Source organism: Yersinia aldovae ATCC 35236, assembly GCF_000173735.1.
In the GTDB taxonomy this organism is placed as follows: Bacteria; Pseudomonadota; Gammaproteobacteria; order Enterobacterales; family Enterobacteriaceae; genus Yersinia; species Yersinia aldovae.
Map to the genome: position 1 here is coordinate 1 of NZ_ACCB01000041.1, position 15,507 is coordinate 15,507.

A 15,507-nucleotide genomic window follows, 5' to 3' on the forward strand; every position below is an offset into this window, starting at 1 on the left:
CCGCTGAATCTTTAGTCAAAACGCCGTTAAATTGGCAGTTTTTCCAGCGTTGGAAAGCCATACCCCTGTAATACGGGCAATAAAGCATCAGTATCCGCGTTCAATGCCATGCAATAAGCGATGTTCTCATCCTGAGAAGAAACGACATTTTCTTGAGAAGAGATAAGCCAGGCGGTACGGCGGGCAATTGCTGCACCAGAATCGACCATTCGGGTGCCTTCTGGCAACACTTGCGCTAACTCTTCAGTTAATAGAGGGAAATGGGTGCAACCTAAAACGATGGTATCTGGCGGTTCACGCATAGCAAGCCACGGATGAAGGATTTTCTTTAATGCTTCCTGCGGAACAACACCACCATGCAACTTGGTTTCCGCCAGCTCCACCAGCTCAGATGATCCCAGTAACTCAATCTTACAATCAGTCGCAAAGCGCTCGATCAAATCACGAGTATAAGAAGCATGAACTGTGCCACGGGTCGCCAGTAAACCGACCACGCCATTACGGGTTAGCCGCACCGCCGGTTTGATAGCAGGGACCACACCGACAACAGGGAAAGCAAAACGCTCACGTAAAGCAGGAAGGGAGACGGTGCTGGCGGTGTTACAGGCGATGACCACAATTGCCAACGGATGGCGCTGCTGTACGGCAGTGACAATTTCCACTACCCGCTCAATGATGAATTCGCCCGACTTTTCCCCATAAGGAAACGCGACGTTGTCGAAAGCATATATATAGTGGAGATCCGGCAGCAATTGCCGAATCTCCTGATAGACAGACAGCCCACCAACACCTGAATCGAAAATCAGCGCTGTCGGGCGAGGAGCAGTATCGGCCTTAGAAGTTGTAACTTCCTGTGAGGTAATACTCTCGTCCAGCGGTTTTATAGCCATAAGCCGTTTCGTAATCTTTATCAAACAGGTTAGCAATTCTACCACGAACTGTTAGATGAGAAGTAACCGGATAAGCCGCTGAAACATCTACCGTGCTATAACTCGGCAATTCACGCTGAGTCGAGCTATAAGCAGAGGTACTATTGTCATAGCGTTTACCGTAATATTGATACGAAACATCCATATCCAGTTTGAACATCGTCCAATCCAACTGATACTTGGCTTGCTGTTTAGAACGGCGGGCTAATACTTCGTTATTCTTATCATTACGTGGGTCCATATATTGTAATGTGACCTGATGATTGAAAATGCCGGTATCGAAGTTGCCCGTCCATTCAACCCCTTTTATTGTTGCCGAATCAACATTGTAATACTGCCTTTTGTAAGTATTTGGGTCGGGGAAGTAATCGATCAAGTTTTCAATTTTGTAGCGATAAGCAGACAAACGCCAATCAAGTGGCCCAGTCAGCCCTTCCAAGCCCGCTTCCCATTGGCGAGATTCTTCCGGCTTAAGGTCACTGTTGGATATGATGTCAAAGCGCTGCGAGCCATACTGCTGACCCAAGGAGGGTGCCAGGAATCCCGTGCCATAAGACACCGTCGCGCGATAGTCGGGAACAAACTCCCAGCCTGCCGCTGTTTGCCATGTTTCATGCCAGCCAAATTGCTCATCTTTGTCTGCACGGCCAGAGGCTTCTAGCGTCACGTTATCAAATTTCTGCTGCCCGCTGAGATATAAACCGGTGTTATCGCGTTTATAAGTATCAGAGATAGTCTGGCTCGATGAGGTCAAACGCTGTTGCTGCCAGTCGAGTCCCCCGCTCAGCGTCCCACTTTCAAAGCTGTAAGTGTTACCCCATTGCACATTACGTTGGTCCATATCGTCCAGCGTAGTCGCCACGCCATAACGCCCATATTGGCTGCTATAGTTATAATCTTTGTATTTCTGATAGCTACCGATTAATTGAGAGGAGAAAGCCCCCGCAGCATAACGTAGCCCAGCATCATAGGTGTGGTTATAGAACCGCTCCTCATCGCCACTGTCAGCAGGGGAGGAAATGCTGCCCACATCGTAATCAGTATTGTTGGTGTAACCATAGCCTCTGACGAAACCGGATATATCTTGGTTGAACTGATGCTCTAGCCCGGCCCAAAAATTTTTATTACGAAAACCGTCCCGATCGCTATCCACTGGATTAGGTGAGTCGGGTTTGATATTAAAACCGTTGGTGGTTTGATAGCCGCCCGCTATCGTCGCTAAAGTATCACCAAAGCGTTGGCGAACGCTGCCGTCATATTGCTGGTAACCTTTAGAACCAACGCCCGCATTAATCTGTGCGCCCTCTTGATCTGTCTGGGTTATGACGTTAATGACACCACCAATGGCACCCGAACCATATACCGCAGAACGTGGCCCACGGATATATTCAACCCGTTGCACCAAAGAGATAGGGATTTGATTGAAGTTAACAGTATTGACAATACCGGTACGCGCAAGGGGAATACCGTCAATTAATACCAGCACATGACGGGCTTCAGTGCCACGGATATACATAGAAGAACCTTGGCCTAATCCCCCGGTTTGCGCTATATCAACGCCAGGCAACCGGCGCATCACTTCATTGAGGCTTTTTGCCTGCCAGCGGTCAATATCGTCGCGAGTAACAATATCGGTGGGTGCCAACACGGTAGAAACCGGTTGTTTGAATCGGCTGGCGGTAACCACCATTTCATCTTTATTACTTGTTGCGGTGCTGTCCTGCGCCCATCCAGAAAAGGCTGTCACAGAAAGGGCTGTGAACAGCGTATATTTTTTAATTGTCATTAGAAAAGCATCCAAGCTTAATTAGCGGATGCCGCAGTGCCGTGGCCGGTAGTACGCGACGACCACGAATATTGCGACGTTATACCGGCAGGTTTTCGGGCTTGGGATCTCTGTTATCTGACTATGAATAAAACAGAGCGGGCGATGACTTCCCATCCTTACGGACAGTGTCTGGTTGAAACCTATCGCCGTGACTTCCCCTTACCGCTGCGCGTCAGCTCCGGATTTACACCGGATTCCCTTTTAACTCTTAAGTGTTTAAGTAACAGCATGAGGCCGGACCGCAATGCTACGATCAAGTAAAATAGATGTCTAGACTTCCATTATTGTTACGCTGAATAAATACGACAAAACTGGACATCACTCCCACTTTCCCTACAATCCGCAACAGTAACCCTTTCTTATAATGCCCAGACGAGAAGAAACATGACGCCCGACATCCTGCCGACCGACAGCTACGACCAACAACTGGCAGAAAAATCTGCCCGTCTTCAGGCGATGATGTCGCCGTTCCAGGCTCCTGCTGCGGAAATATTCCGTTCTCCGGTAGAACATTACCGCATGAGAGCCGAGTTTCGGGTTTGGCATGATGAAGACGATCTGTACCACATCATGTTTGACCAGCAGACCAAACAACGCATCCGGGTTGAGCAGTTTCCGGTAGCGAATTTGCTGATCAATAGTTTGATGAGCGTACTGATGACCGCTATTCGTGCGGAGCCTCTGTTACGACGAAAACTGTTCCAGATTGATTATTTATCGACGATGAGCGGCAAGCTGATAGCTTCTTTACTGTATCACCGCCAATTAGATGAGGAGTGGCAACAGAAGGCGCTGGTGTTACGCGATCAGCTACGGGCGCAAGGCTTTGACGTGCAATTAATCGGGCGGGCAGCAAAAACTAAGATCATGTTGGATCACGACTATATAGATGAAGTGCTGCCGGTTGCCGGGCGCGATATGATCTACCGTCAGGTAGAGAATAGCTTTACCCAACCTAATGCTGCGGTGAATATCCATATGCTGGAATGGGCAATTGATGTTACCCAGAACGCCAGCGGTGATTTGCTAGAGTTATACTGCGGTAACGGCAATTTCTCACTGGCGCTGGCGCGTAACTTTGAACGGGTACTGGCAACAGAAATTGCCAAACCGTCGGTGGCAGCAGCACAATATAATATTTCGGCTAATAATATCGATAACGTGCAGATTATCCGTATGTCGGCTGAAGAATTCACCCAAGCGATGCAAGGGATACGCGAGTTTAACCGCTTGAAAGGTATTGATCTGAGCAGTTATAACTGCGAAACCATTTTTGTCGATCCACCACGCAGTGGGCTGGATGACGAAACGCTCAAAATGGTACAAGGTTACCCGCGTATTCTTTATATCTCCTGTAACCTAGAAACGCTGTGCGCCAATCTGGAACAGTTACAGCACACACATAAAATCAGCCGGTTAGCGCTATTTGATCAGTTCCCTTATACCCATCATATGGAGTGCGGGGTATTGCTGGAAAAACGCGACTGACGGGAAGCTAAAATACCAAAGGGCAACGCTCTGTTGCCCTTTGTCATGATGATGGTATATCGCTTTCTGAAACAGACCGTTTTTAAGTCATTACGACGGTGGATTATCCGAACACCCGGTGTCCACCTCAGTCTGTGCCGATTTACGGGTTTTTAGTTTGAAGATGATCCAGAACACCAACACGACACTGAGGATCGAAGGGACAAAGTTAGAACCCATCGCTGGATGCTCAACCCGAACAATCGCGCTGTAGAGCAAGATCCCGAGCAGAAAACACGCCGATGCCAGCACCGGTATCCCTTGCGGCATAGCAAAATTAAGGTAGCGCTGATGCAGGCAATAGATTGCCAATATTAATGTCAGCAGCGGAAAAATAGAAAAAGGCACAAAGGCGCTGAATAACACGTTAAATGAACCGTTTATTGCCAACCCCGTAATTAGTGCCAGTAGCAACGTGCCCATTTCGCGGTGAGGTTGTTTTTCCGAGAAAGATTGTTTTTTAGAGCAAGATTGTTCCATATTTTCCTTACCTTATTAAACGCGGGATGCAGCGAGCTTCTCCTGCTCGCGACGATACCAATAATACGCTCCCTTCGAGATCATCCGCAGTTGTAACACCAGCCGTTCCTCTAACTGCCGCCGTTGTTCGGCATCAACGTCCAGCGCTTCTGCACCCGCACTGAAGACAATGGTGACCATCGCCTCTGCTTGCGCCTCGGTGAAACTGCGCGGCATGTGATTCTCCAGTTCGAGATAATCTGCCAGTTCAGCGATAAAATGCTGAATTTCACGCGCAACCGCCGCACGGAAAGCCGCTGAAGTCCCGGAACGCTCACGGAGCAACAAGCGAAATGCATTAGGATTATTGCCAATGAATTCCATAAAGGTGGATACTGACGTGCGAATAACGCTGCCGCCCTTGGCAATCCGTTGACGAGCCTGACGCATCAGTTGGCGCAACATCAGGCCGCTTTCATCGACCATTGTCAGGCCAAGTTCGTCAACATCTCGAAAATGCCGGTAAAAAGAAGTCGGCGCAATACCCGCCTCACGAGAGACTTCGCGCAGACTCAGGCTGGCAAAACTCCGTTCCGCGCTCAATTGGCTAAACGCCGCCTCGATAAGGGAACGACGAGTCCGCTCTTTCTGTTGTGCTCTGACGCCCATAATCGTACCCAAGGGATATCCAAACTCTCAATCTAAGACATATAGTCAACAATATACCAAACTTTATAGTAACAACCGTTATACAACCGCATTTTCACAACACTGAATTGTGGCTTTACAGTACACATCACGATGATTTACCTATTGTTGGTTGGGTTATAGTCGGGACAATGTTAATATCGCGTTGTAATTTTGTATAAAAATAGGTCTCTCCTACATGCAACAGCACTCCCATTTTGATGCCATTGTTATTGGCTCGGGTCCTGGCGGTGAAGGTGCCGCTATGGGGTTGGTCAAGCAAGGTGCCCGCGTTGCCGTGATCGAACGGTACAACAATGTGGGCGGCGGATGTACCCATTGGGGCACCATCCCATCCAAAGCTTTACGCCACGCCGTTAGCCGAATTATTGAATTCAATCAAAACCCACTTTACAGCGACAATGCCCGAACCATCAGTTCTTCTTTCGCTGATATTTTAAACCATGCGGACCGCGTTATTAACCAGCAAACCCGTATGCGTCAAGGCTTTTACGATCGCAATCACTGCCAGATGTTCTCCGGTGATGCCAGTTTTATAGATGCCAATACCATCAATGTGCGTTATGCCGACGGCACCAGCGATACATTGCGCGCTGACAACATCGTGATTGCCACCGGTTCACGCCCCTATCGCCCAGCAAACGTTGATTTTACCCACGAACGTATTTACGACAGTGATACCATCTTGCAACTCAGCCATGAACCACAGCATGTCATTATCTATGGCGCCGGAGTGATTGGCTGCGAATATGCTTCCATTTTCCGTGGCTTGAGTGTCAAAGTTGATTTAATCAATACCCGCGACCGTCTGCTGGCGTTCCTCGATCAGGAAATGTCAGATGCCCTCTCTTATCACTTCTGGAATAACGGCGTGGTTATCCGCCATAACGAAGAGTTTGAGCAAATTGAAGGGACGGTTGACGGAGTTATTGTCCATCTGAAATCAGGCAAAAAGGTCAAAGCGGATTGTTTGCTGTATGCCAATGGACGCACCGGTAATACCAGTGGCTTAGGCTTGGAAAAGATTGGGCTGGAAGCGGATAGCCGCGGTCTGTTGAAGGTCAACAGCATGTATCAGACAGCGCTTTCCCATGTGTATGCGGTTGGGGATGTGATTGGCTACCCAAGTCTGGCCTCTGCGGCTTACGACCAAGGGCGAATTGCGGCACAAGCGATGATCAAAGGTGAAGCGAATACTCACCTGATTGAAGATATTCCAACCGGTATTTACACCATTCCTGAAATCAGTTCGGTCGGTAAAACCGAGCAGGATCTGACAGCGATGAAAGTGCCTTACGAAGTGGGCCGTGCGCAGTTTAAGCATCTGGCGCGAGCACAAATCGTCGGGATGAATACTGGCAGCTTAAAAATCCTGTTCCATCGGGAAACCAAGCAGATTCTGGGTATTCATTGCTTTGGCGAACGTGCGGCAGAGATTATCCACATCGGTCAGGCCATCATGGAGCAAAAAGGTGAAGGTAATACTCTCGAATATTTCGTCAATACTACCTTCAACTACCCGACGATGGCTGAAGCCTACCGAGTGGCAGCACTCAATGGCTTAAACCGCTTGTTCTAACGTTTCAGTTATAGCGGCCTGGCTCATGCGCGGTTGCATGTGTTCACGTATCGCCTCGGCCAGTTGCTCATAGCGGCCACGCAGTGGGGAACCGGGGCGATACACCAATGCAATAGTACGTTTAGGCACAGGTTTGTAGCACTCCAGATAACATACACCGTCACGCTTTCTTTCATTCGGCACCGCCAGCGATGGCAGCAGAGTAATGCCGCTCCCGGCTGCGACCATATTGCGCAGAGTTTCCAGACTTGTGGCGCGGAAATGGGTATCTTCATCAGCACCGGCCTGAAAACAAAAGCCCATCGCCTGATCGCGCAAGCAGTGGCCGTCTTCCAGCATCAATAGCTTCTCGCCCGCCAGTTCGTGCATTTGCACCCGCTCACGATCCGCCCACGGATGATCGGCATAAATAGCCAGGCTCATCGGCTCATCAAAGAGTGGGACTTCGATAAAGGCTTCTGTCTCTTTGACCAGCGCCAGAATAGCGCAATCGAGTTTACCGCTGTCTAACTGAGCCAAAAGATTCTGCGTTTGTGCTTCATGCAGGTACATCTCCAATTTCGGGAAGGCCCGATGCAGCATAGGGATGATTTGCGGTAACAAATAAGGCCCGACGGTAGGAATAAGCCCAATATGCAACGGGCCAGACATACTTTCGCCCTGCAAGCTGGCCATCTCTTTAAGCACTTTCACTTCGCGCAAGACGGTTCTGGCTTGCTCCACCAGCAATAACCCGGCTTGAGTAAACAGTACTTTACGGCTGGTTCGCTCTAACAACATCACGCCCAGTTCATCTTCCAACTTGCGAATCTGGCCGCTTAATGTGGGTTGGCTGACGTGGCAAGAGTCGGCGGCACGCCGGAAATGCCTGAATTCAGCCAGCGCCACCAGGTATTCTAAATCACGAATATTCATCGGTGCTCCGCTTTATGATAGCCATTGACGATAGATAAGATAGCAATCAGTGATTAGAACTATCAAGTGATAAAATGAATAATGTGTCCCAACGAAACGATACCCAGAAGAATCTGAATATTTCATTTTTCAATTAAGGAGTTACAGATGTTTACCCGCCAAGAAGGTAAAAAAATCCCACAGGTGACATTCCATACCCGTCAGGGCGACCAGTGGGTTGACGTAACCACCGACGAGCTATTTAGCAACAAAACAGTGATTGTTTTCTCACTGCCGGGTGCCTTTACCCCAACTTGTTCCTCCAGCCATCTGCCGCGTTATAACGAGCTGGCCGGTGTATTTAAACAGCACGGTGTTGATAGCATTTTGTGTGTCTCCGTCAATGATACTTTCGTGATGAATGCCTGGAAGTCTGACCAACATGCTGAAAATATCACCTTTATTCCTGACGGTAATGGCGAATTCACCAAAGGCATGAACATGCTGGTTGAAAAAGCTGATCTGGGCTTTGGGCCACGCTCATGGCGCTACTCCATGCTGGTGCGTAACGGCGTGGTTGAGAAAATGTTTGTTGAGCCAAATAAGCCAGGCGACCCGTTTGAAGTATCCGATGCCGATACCATGCTGAAGTATCTGGCCCCTGATTTTAAAGTACAGGAATCTGTATCTGTCTTTACTAAACCGGGCTGCCCATTCTGCACCAAAGCAAAACAGATGTTGCAAGAACGTGGGATTCAGTATGAAGAGATCGTGCTGGGTAAAGATGCAACTACCGTCAGCCTGCGCGCAGTGACAGGCCGTGGAACCGTACCACAAGTGTTTATCGGTGGCCGCCACATTGGTGGTAGTGATGATTTAGAGAATTACTTATCAGCTTAATAATATTAATAGAATGAAAATATAGTGATTTAACTTGGTAGGCTTCGGCCTACCTTTTTTTCCTGTTATGGAGCAGACATGAAAACCTTAAACGTTGATGTCGCCGTGATTGGCGGCGGCACCGCTGGGCTTGGCGCTTATCGCGCTGCCAAACTATCAACCCCTAGCGTGGTAATGATTGAAGGCGGCGAGTACGGTACTACCTGTGCCCGTGTCGGTTGTATGCCATCCAAACTACTGATTGCGGCGGCTGAAGCGGCGCATCAGATTGAAAAAGCCCACGAGTTCGGTATTCACCCACAAGGCAGTACCAAGATTGATGGCGGTGAAGTAATGGATCGCGTAAAACGCGAGCGTGACCGTTTTGTCGGTTTTGTATTGGAAGGTGTCGATAACATCCCTGCTACTGACAAAATTAAGGGGTATGCCCGTTTTATTGATGATAACACTCTACAAATTGATGATAATACACGCATTATTGCACAGCGCATTGTGATTGCTACCGGTTCTCGCCCAAGCTGGCCCGCCGCCTGGAATGAGCTGGGTGACCGTCTGATTGTCAACGATGATGTCTTTAACTGGGATGAGCTGCCAGAATCAGTGGCTATTTTCGGCCCCGGCGTTATCGGGTTGGAACTGGGTCAGGCACTGCATCGGTTAGGCGTTCAAGTCAAAATGTTCGGTGTTGGTGGTGGTGTTGGCCCTCTGACCGACAGCATTGTACGCAATTACGCAGCAAAAACGCTGGGTGAAGAGTTCTATCTTGATCCCGATGTGAACGTTGAAATCATGCAGCGCGAAGGGGACAAAGTCTTTATCCGTTATCGGGATAAAGCCGATAAATCACAAGAGATTATGGTGGATTACGTTCTGGCCGCCACCGGTCGCCGCCCAAATGTGGATAAGTTAGGTCTGGAAAATACCTCACTGACCCTTGATGAGCGCGGTGTGCCGCAAGCTGACCGGTTGACGATGCAAACCAGCGTGCCACATATCTTTATTGCCGGTGATGCCAGCAACCAATTGCCGTTATTGCATGAAGCCAGCGATCAGGCTCGTATTGCCGGTGTGAATGCCGGTGGATTCCCCGAAGTCGTACCCGGTTTACGCCGCAGCCCAATTTCCGTGGTGTTTTCTGATCCGCAAATGGCAATGGTAGGCTCCACTTTCCGCGAATTGGCACAAAAATTCAGTGCCTGCGGGTGCTTTGAGATTGGTGAAGTCTCTTTTGAAGATCAGGGCCGCTCGCGTGTCATGCTGAAAAATAAAGGTATTTTGCGAGTTTACGGTGAACAAGGTACCGGCCGTTTCCTTGGCGCTGAAATGATGGGGCCAGGTGCTGAGCATATCGCGCACCTACTGGCATGGGCGCATCAGCAACAAATGACGGTCGATCAAATGTTGGATATGCCGTTTTACCATCCGGTGATTGAGGAGGGTTTACGTACTGCGCTGCGCGATTTGCAGTCCAAATTACGATTAGGTGCTGATGAAGCTGAACGCTGCCTACGTTGCCCAGGTGAATAATCCGGCGAACTGGCATTTCTGACTGACCAGACCGGGTTTTATACCCGCTCACGGCGAATCAGTCTTGCAAGGTGAAGATAGGCGGGGAGTAAAGCGCCCGCGCCAAGGATGGCGCGGCGCGAACCTACATGAACGTATTTATGGCGTCGTTGCGAAAGCCCTCTGTTTAGTAAAACCAGAAAACACTCTCAGCGTGTATTTTTAATATTAAAATCAATCGGTAAGGTTATTTTCACTTGCCCGTGCGTTAACATCTCGGCGGGCGGTTTAGGCAAAGGTTGGGCGCGCTGAACGGTAGCCAGTGCCTCGCGATCCAAAATCGCGGTTCCGCTACTATTAATCAGTTGAACCGAAAGAACATGCCCATCTTTATTGACCACAAAACGAACAGTCGCTGACCCCTGCCTGCGCTGCTTTCTGGCACCCGGTGGATAACGTTTGAAGTCTAGTAGGTGCCCTTGTAGACGGTTTCTCCAGTTTATTTTAGCCTGCCGATTGTGCGTTGAATCGCTGTTTACCGCAGCGGCAACGTGGTGACTTTCACCTGACAGCGTAGCGCTGCTTGCCACTGCGGGGGGAGATGGCTTACTCGGATTCTGCTGTTTTTTCTCAACCACCGGTTTGCGCGCTTTCACCGCTTCCTGTTGAGGGCGGTCAGCCTTTATCGGCTCTTTTTTAGCAACAATCAATAGCGCATCAGGCTGTTCTGGCGCAGTGAGAGAGTCGTTCACCTCTTCTGGCTGGCTTTCCTGTTGTTCAATCTCTGGCTCACTAAAATCCTGAGATAGCCCCACAGCAGGAGTTTGCTGAGAATTAGGGGTAAACTCGGGGTCGCTCGACAACATCAGCATCACAGCAGCAGGGAGATCTTCTGTTAGGATAACGGGTACAAAGGGTGCACTCAGCAACCAAAGTAAATAGATATGAACTCCCCCAGTGCAGAATGCACTCCCCCACCAAAGCCTAATGTTGCTACTGTTTCGTAGTAATCTGTTCATCAATAAAATCACTGAATTCCTTTATATTTCAATCAAATTAAACACGCTAACCTGGATTCCTACTCTTCAGCTAATGCCATATGCAAACGATCAGTTAGAGGTTTAAACAGATAATTGAGCAGCGAGCGCTCGCCGGTACGAATGAAAACATCGACAGACATACCAGGGCGAATTGCCAGTGCAGTTTGAGCGATATCAATCGCGACGGTGAGAGGATAGTAGGGCTGCAAGGTCTGTGGATGCTGGATGCGGTCAGCGCCAACATGTAAAACAGAACCCTGCAATTTAGGGGTATTACTCTGATTAAAAGCAGAAAAATTCAGATCGACGGGTAAGCCCACCGCCACCTTGTCAATTAGCTCAACGGGTAACTGGGCTTCAATTAATAACGGCTGCCCACTGGGAACCAACTCCATTAATGTCTGCCCGGTACTGACCACGCCCCCAATGGTATGCTGGGCAAGCGCGATGACGACCCCGCTGACCGGTGCATAGAGACGAGTATTCTCCAATTCATATTCCGTAATGCTCAAACGCTGGGCGAACTCTTGTGTACTTTGCTGCGCTTTAGCCAATTGCTCGCGGTTTTCACTTTGATATTGCTCATGTCGCTGTGAAATATGTTGCTCAGTTTCATCGATCAGCTTATGAGTCTCCGCAATATCACTGGTGTCCTGATCTATCTGTGCATGTAGTGAAATGGCCTGACGCTCCATATCCAGCAACTGATTTTTGGCAACATGACCGTTTTTCGCCAGCAATTGGATACCTTGTAGTTGGCGTTGGAATAAGTCGGATTGGCGCTGATTATTACTCCGCATCACCTGCAAACCCTTGAGCCGATCCTGGTATCGAGTAATTTGTGCAGATAATCGGGCGATCTCGCTTAGTTGAGCCTGACGGCGATGCTGGAAAAGCTGCCGCTGCAACACAATGTTACGCTCAACCAAAGAGTGCTCAGGATGATCGAGCAATATCTGAGGGAAACTAATTTCAGCCAGTTCATTCTGCTCCGCGGCTAAACGGGTTTCCTGTGCCAACGCACTCAGATACTGATGCTGTAGATTATCCCGCTGGTTACGTATCACCGTATCATCCAGTGTAATCAGTAACTGACCCGCAATAACCTCATCCCCCTCCACGACATGTAACTGCTGGATTCGCCCCCCTTGCAGCGACTGGATCACTTTGCGGTTTTCCGCGACCACCACCTTTCCCATCACGGCAATCCCTTTATCCAACGGTGCCAAACCTGCCCAAAGTAAAAAACCCACAAAACCCGCCAAAACCATGACACCGCCAAGACTGAGGTAAGCCGCACTATTGGTCTGAAGCCGAGGTGCCCTTCGCTGCTGGGGTGTCGAATGACCTGAATCAGGTAACATCATTTATCTCCGTCCGTGGTTTTTATGATTATGATTTTTGTGATGCAGTGCGGATGGGGGCAACACCATATGACATGCCGCTCCCCCACGTTTTACGCGTGGCCTCAGCAGGAGCTACCGCCTTAGCTTTAGTCTGAGAGCTTTGCAATATCGTTTGAGTGCTACCGAATAACTCCATTTGGCCATTTTTCAAAAACAGCAAATAATCGCTACCCGATAACAGTTCTGGTTTATGGGTTACCATCACAATGGTACTGCCTTGCTGTTTTAATTGGCTGATACTGGCTAATAAGGCGTCTTCGCCAATTTTATCCAGACTGGCATTGGGTTCATCAAGCACGATAAGCCGTGGCATACCATACATGGCCCGCGCCAATGCAATTCGCTGCCGCTGCCCCCCAGATAGTCCCTCGCCGTCATCCCCTAACGGGGTGTCATAGCCTTGTGGCAGATGTAGAATCAAATTATGCACATCAGCCCGTTGTGCGGCCGCGATAACTTTTGCAGTATCAATCGGGCCAAAACGCGCAATATTTTCAGCGATCGAGCCACGAAATAGCTGGATATCTTGGGGCAGGTAACCAATAAATTCCCCTAAATGACTTTTATCCCACTGAGAAAGATCCGCGCTGTCCAGACGAACCGAACCACTGAACGCGGTTTGGCTCGCGACTAACAGTTTTGCCAGCGTGGTTTTACCACTGCCTGACGGCCCCAACACCCCCAGAACATCACCCGGTTGCAGTTCAAAGTTGATAGATTGCAGAACCGGGGTATGCGTGCCCGGCTTGCAAACGGTAAGTTGTGTCACGCTCAATCTCCCCTGAGGCGGCGGCAGAATCATACCGGTCACGGGCAGAGGGTGTTGCGCTAGCAGAGATGAGAGACGTTGGTAAGCCAACCGCGTGTGGCTCCACTGTTTCCACACCGCAATGAGCTGGTCAATTGGCCCGAGCACCCGGCCAACCAAGATAGAACCAGCAATCATCACGCCAGCGGTAATCGCCCCATCGATTACCAGCAGCGCTCCCAGCCCTAGCATCATGGATTGCAACGCCTGACGGCTGGATTTAGATAACGCCGTCACCCGGCTACTTTTATCGCTGGCAATATTTTGCTGGTAGAGAAAATGTGAATGCTGCTTCAACCAGCGCTCACGCAACGCTTTTAGCATCCCCATCGCTTGAATGGCATCCGCGTTTCGCAGATTCGCATTCGCCTGTTGCGTCGCTTGTGAGGTGATGGTTGAGGCTTCCTTCAATGGTTTTTTGCATATCACATGGTTGATCCAGGCAAGGAAAACCAGTAGAACCGCGCCCAGCCCCGCCAATACACCAAGCCAGGGGTGAAGAATAAAGATGACCAGCAAATAGAATGGGAACCACGGGGCATCAAAGAAAGCGAACAGAGCATTGCCAGTCGCAAACTGCCGCAGAGTGGTCAGGTCGTTCAATGCTTGCGCAGCCTGCACTTTTTGTCCATTGAGGTTAGAAGCAAATGCCGCATTAAAAACCTGCTGATTCAATTTCATATCAATACGTGTTCCCAAACGGATAACCACGGCGCTGCGCACCCATTCTAATAAACCAATAAATGCAAATATGGCTAGCACAAGAATAGTTAGCATTAGTAACGTCATAGTATTTGCCGAAGCCAGAACACGGTCATAAACTTGCAGCATATAAATAGCCGGTGCCAGCATCAGCAAATTGATGACAGCAGTAAATAAGCCGATGCCCCAAAGGCTTTTCTTATGATGAGCCAGAGCCGAAATAAGTGTTGGTGATACCAATGAAGAACTGGCGTTTTTACTTGATTCCATGATATCCATTTCCATACTGAAAGCAGTATTATTATAAAAACTATCGTGGCTGACTTTCACTTGTGAGAATTGTTTTATTCACCAGAACACAATAATTTTCAGGACAATTTTATTTTCAGATAAATAACCACGTAACCACCGCTGTAGTGGGTAAGTAATAGAGCAGCGGTGGTATTGTTTATACAACCAGAAAATCATTTTCTGGTCACCTTTATTATGCAGCTAATAATGAGTCACTCCCGTCAGTTGCCCCTACAGTATCAATGACAGGCACATCAGCAATAGCATCAAACTGGCTGGCAATCGCCATATCTTTGAGTGGTATATTTATATCAATACCTTGGGCGGCAAGAGCCTCCAACAAGATTTCATCAGTAGTCCCATTTTTATTTTTCAAACTGGATATAAACTGATGTATGATGTTCTGCTGATTTTCGGTGGTTGATTTTAAATAATCATACTCAGCGACAATGTTTAATTCGTTTATTTTTAATTGCGGCTCTACCAGTTGTTTTGTGAGTACATTTTCATTACCTTCATGCTGAGTAACCCCGCCAGCACCAAACTCCAGACTTTCTATCTTGCCATAGTGAGTCATGTGACACAGTAGAAAGTTAATCTCACCGCTAAGAATTATCCCTGTATTATCCCCAGTACTTGCACTATTAACATTAGAGTATTGTTTGTACTGCCCCCTTACAGCGTCATTATAATAAGTATTGACAAAATGACGGCCTGTTTCAGTCGGCTGAATAAAACTATCCAGCCATTTTTGGCTATATGATGCAATAGTTTCATCTTTTATATTTTCATGAAATTCGATAGTCACTGTCATAATAATATCCTTTTAATTGACGATTACGCTATAACTCATCATTGAGTCGTATTGACTACCAAGTGAATTATTCGATTCACTTGAACATCTTTATATTTAACAGACTGATTATATAG

General features: G+C 48.4%; 13 protein-coding genes and 1 riboswitch. Of the genes, 4 read left to right on the top strand and 9 right to left on the bottom strand.

Annotated elements, in window-relative coordinates; translation table 11 throughout:
* Window positions 1-26 precede the first annotated feature (26 nt).
* Both murI and btuB read right to left on the bottom strand, forming a co-directional pair.
* Window positions 27-890, bottom strand: a complete 864-nt coding sequence (gene murI / locus YALDO0001_RS15885; protein ID WP_042840279.1) for a glutamate racemase — start codon at window positions 888-890, stop codon at window positions 27-29.
* Complete coding sequence (gene btuB, locus YALDO0001_RS15890) at window positions 835-2,715, bottom strand: TonB-dependent vitamin B12 receptor BtuB (protein ID WP_042840280.1); 1,881 nt, start codon at window positions 2,713-2,715, stop codon at window positions 835-837. Before btuB ends, murI begins: the two co-directional genes overlap by 56 nt.
* A gap of 69 nt (window positions 2,716-2,784) precedes the next feature.
* Window positions 2,785-3,011: riboswitch (cobalamin riboswitch) on the bottom strand.
* 130 nt (window positions 3,012-3,141) lie between these two features.
* On the opposite strand from btuB, the gene trmA reads away from it, so the two are divergent.
* Window positions 3,142-4,245 carry a tRNA (uridine(54)-C5)-methyltransferase TrmA gene (trmA, locus tag YALDO0001_RS15895; RefSeq protein ID WP_004704554.1) on the top strand — a complete coding sequence of 368 codons (1,104 nt, stop codon included), beginning with the start codon at window positions 3,142-3,144 and terminating at the stop codon, window positions 4,243-4,245.
* 90 nt (window positions 4,246-4,335) lie between these two features.
* On the opposite strand, the gene YALDO0001_RS15900 is transcribed toward trmA, so the two are convergent.
* Window positions 4,336-4,764: a YijD family membrane protein gene (locus YALDO0001_RS15900; RefSeq protein WP_004704555.1), complete on the bottom strand. Its 429-nt coding sequence runs from the start codon at window positions 4,762-4,764 to the stop codon at window positions 4,336-4,338.
* Between the two features lie 15 nt (window positions 4,765-4,779).
* On the bottom strand, window positions 4,780-5,412 hold the full coding sequence (fabR, locus tag YALDO0001_RS15905) for an HTH-type transcriptional repressor FabR (protein WP_004704556.1): 633 nt from the start codon (window positions 5,410-5,412) through the stop codon (window positions 4,780-4,782).
* A gap of 217 nt (window positions 5,413-5,629) precedes the next feature.
* On the opposite strand from fabR, the gene sthA reads away from it, so the two are divergent.
* Window positions 5,630-7,030, top strand: coding sequence for a Si-specific NAD(P)(+) transhydrogenase (sthA, locus tag YALDO0001_RS15910; protein WP_004704557.1), 1,401 nt, complete (start codon window positions 5,630-5,632; stop codon window positions 7,028-7,030).
* Here the strand turns inward: sthA and oxyR are convergent.
* The gene (oxyR, locus tag YALDO0001_RS15915) at window positions 7,013-7,945 is read right to left on the bottom strand and encodes a DNA-binding transcriptional regulator OxyR (protein WP_042547251.1); all 933 of its coding nucleotides are present in this window, start codon (window positions 7,943-7,945) and stop codon (window positions 7,013-7,015) included. The two genes, sthA and oxyR, sit on opposite strands and share 18 nt — an antisense overlap.
* Before the next feature lie 147 nt (window positions 7,946-8,092).
* Between oxyR and YALDO0001_RS15920 the strand changes: the two genes are divergently transcribed.
* Entirely contained in the window at window positions 8,093-8,824 is a 732-nt protein-coding gene (locus YALDO0001_RS15920) for a glutathione peroxidase (RefSeq protein ID WP_004704558.1), read from the top strand.
* Window positions 8,825-8,902: 78 nt separating this feature from the next.
* The gene (locus tag YALDO0001_RS15925; RefSeq protein WP_004704559.1) at window positions 8,903-10,351 is read left to right on the top strand and encodes a dihydrolipoyl dehydrogenase; all 1,449 of its coding nucleotides are present in this window, start codon (window positions 8,903-8,905) and stop codon (window positions 10,349-10,351) included.
* 188 nt (window positions 10,352-10,539) lie between these two features.
* Here the strand turns inward: YALDO0001_RS15925 and YALDO0001_RS15930 are convergent, their stop codons facing one another.
* From YALDO0001_RS15930 to YALDO0001_RS15945, 4 genes are all read right to left on the bottom strand, one after another.
* On the bottom strand, window positions 10,540-11,349 hold the full coding sequence (locus YALDO0001_RS15930; protein ID WP_042548601.1) for an energy transducer TonB: 810 nt from the start codon (window positions 11,347-11,349) through the stop codon (window positions 10,540-10,542).
* 59 nt (window positions 11,350-11,408) lie between these two features.
* Window positions 11,409-12,734 carry an HlyD family type I secretion periplasmic adaptor subunit gene (locus tag YALDO0001_RS15935; protein WP_042840281.1) on the bottom strand — a complete coding sequence of 442 codons (1,326 nt, stop codon included), beginning with the start codon at window positions 12,732-12,734 and terminating at the stop codon, window positions 11,409-11,411.
* Window positions 12,735-12,762: 28 nt separating this feature from the next.
* The gene (locus YALDO0001_RS15940) at window positions 12,763-14,556 is read right to left on the bottom strand and encodes a type I secretion system permease/ATPase (RefSeq protein WP_042840294.1); all 1,794 of its coding nucleotides are present in this window, start codon (window positions 14,554-14,556) and stop codon (window positions 12,763-12,765) included.
* A 214-nt stretch (window positions 14,557-14,770) separates the two neighbouring features.
* Window positions 14,771-15,391, bottom strand: coding sequence for a heme acquisition protein HasA (locus tag YALDO0001_RS15945; protein ID WP_004704564.1), 621 nt, complete (start codon window positions 15,389-15,391; stop codon window positions 14,771-14,773).
* Between the last annotated feature and the right edge of the window lie 116 nt (window positions 15,392-15,507).

Bases quoted from the DNA above. Each gene is read 5' to 3' on its own strand.
- murI (WP_042840279.1), bottom strand. From the start codon at position 890: ATGGCTATAAAACCGCTGGACGAGAGTATTACCTCACAGGAAGTTACA.
- btuB (WP_042840280.1), bottom strand. From the start codon at position 2,715: ATGACAATTAAAAAATATACGCTGTTCACAGCCCTTTCTGTGACAGCC.
- trmA (WP_004704554.1), top strand. From the start codon at position 3,142: ATGACGCCCGACATCCTGCCGACCGACAGCTACGACCAACAACTGGCA.
- YALDO0001_RS15900 (WP_004704555.1), bottom strand. From the start codon at position 4,764: ATGGAACAATCTTGCTCTAAAAAACAATCTTTCTCGGAAAAACAACCT.
- fabR (WP_004704556.1), bottom strand. From the start codon at position 5,412: ATGGGCGTCAGAGCACAACAGAAAGAGCGGACTCGTCGTTCCCTTATC.
- sthA (WP_004704557.1), top strand. From the start codon at position 5,630: ATGCAACAGCACTCCCATTTTGATGCCATTGTTATTGGCTCGGGTCCT.
- oxyR (WP_042547251.1), bottom strand. From the start codon at position 7,945: ATGAATATTCGTGATTTAGAATACCTGGTGGCGCTGGCTGAATTCAGG.
- YALDO0001_RS15920 (WP_004704558.1), top strand. From the start codon at position 8,093: ATGTTTACCCGCCAAGAAGGTAAAAAAATCCCACAGGTGACATTCCAT.
- YALDO0001_RS15925 (WP_004704559.1), top strand. From the start codon at position 8,903: ATGAAAACCTTAAACGTTGATGTCGCCGTGATTGGCGGCGGCACCGCT.
- YALDO0001_RS15930 (WP_042548601.1), bottom strand. From the start codon at position 11,349: ATGAACAGATTACTACGAAACAGTAGCAACATTAGGCTTTGGTGGGGG.
- YALDO0001_RS15935 (WP_042840281.1), bottom strand. From the start codon at position 12,734: ATGTTACCTGATTCAGGTCATTCGACACCCCAGCAGCGAAGGGCACCT.
- YALDO0001_RS15940 (WP_042840294.1), bottom strand. From the start codon at position 14,556: ATGGAATCAAGTAAAAACGCCAGTTCTTCATTGGTATCACCAACACTT.
- YALDO0001_RS15945 (WP_004704564.1), bottom strand. From the start codon at position 15,391: ATGACAGTGACTATCGAATTTCATGAAAATATAAAAGATGAAACTATT.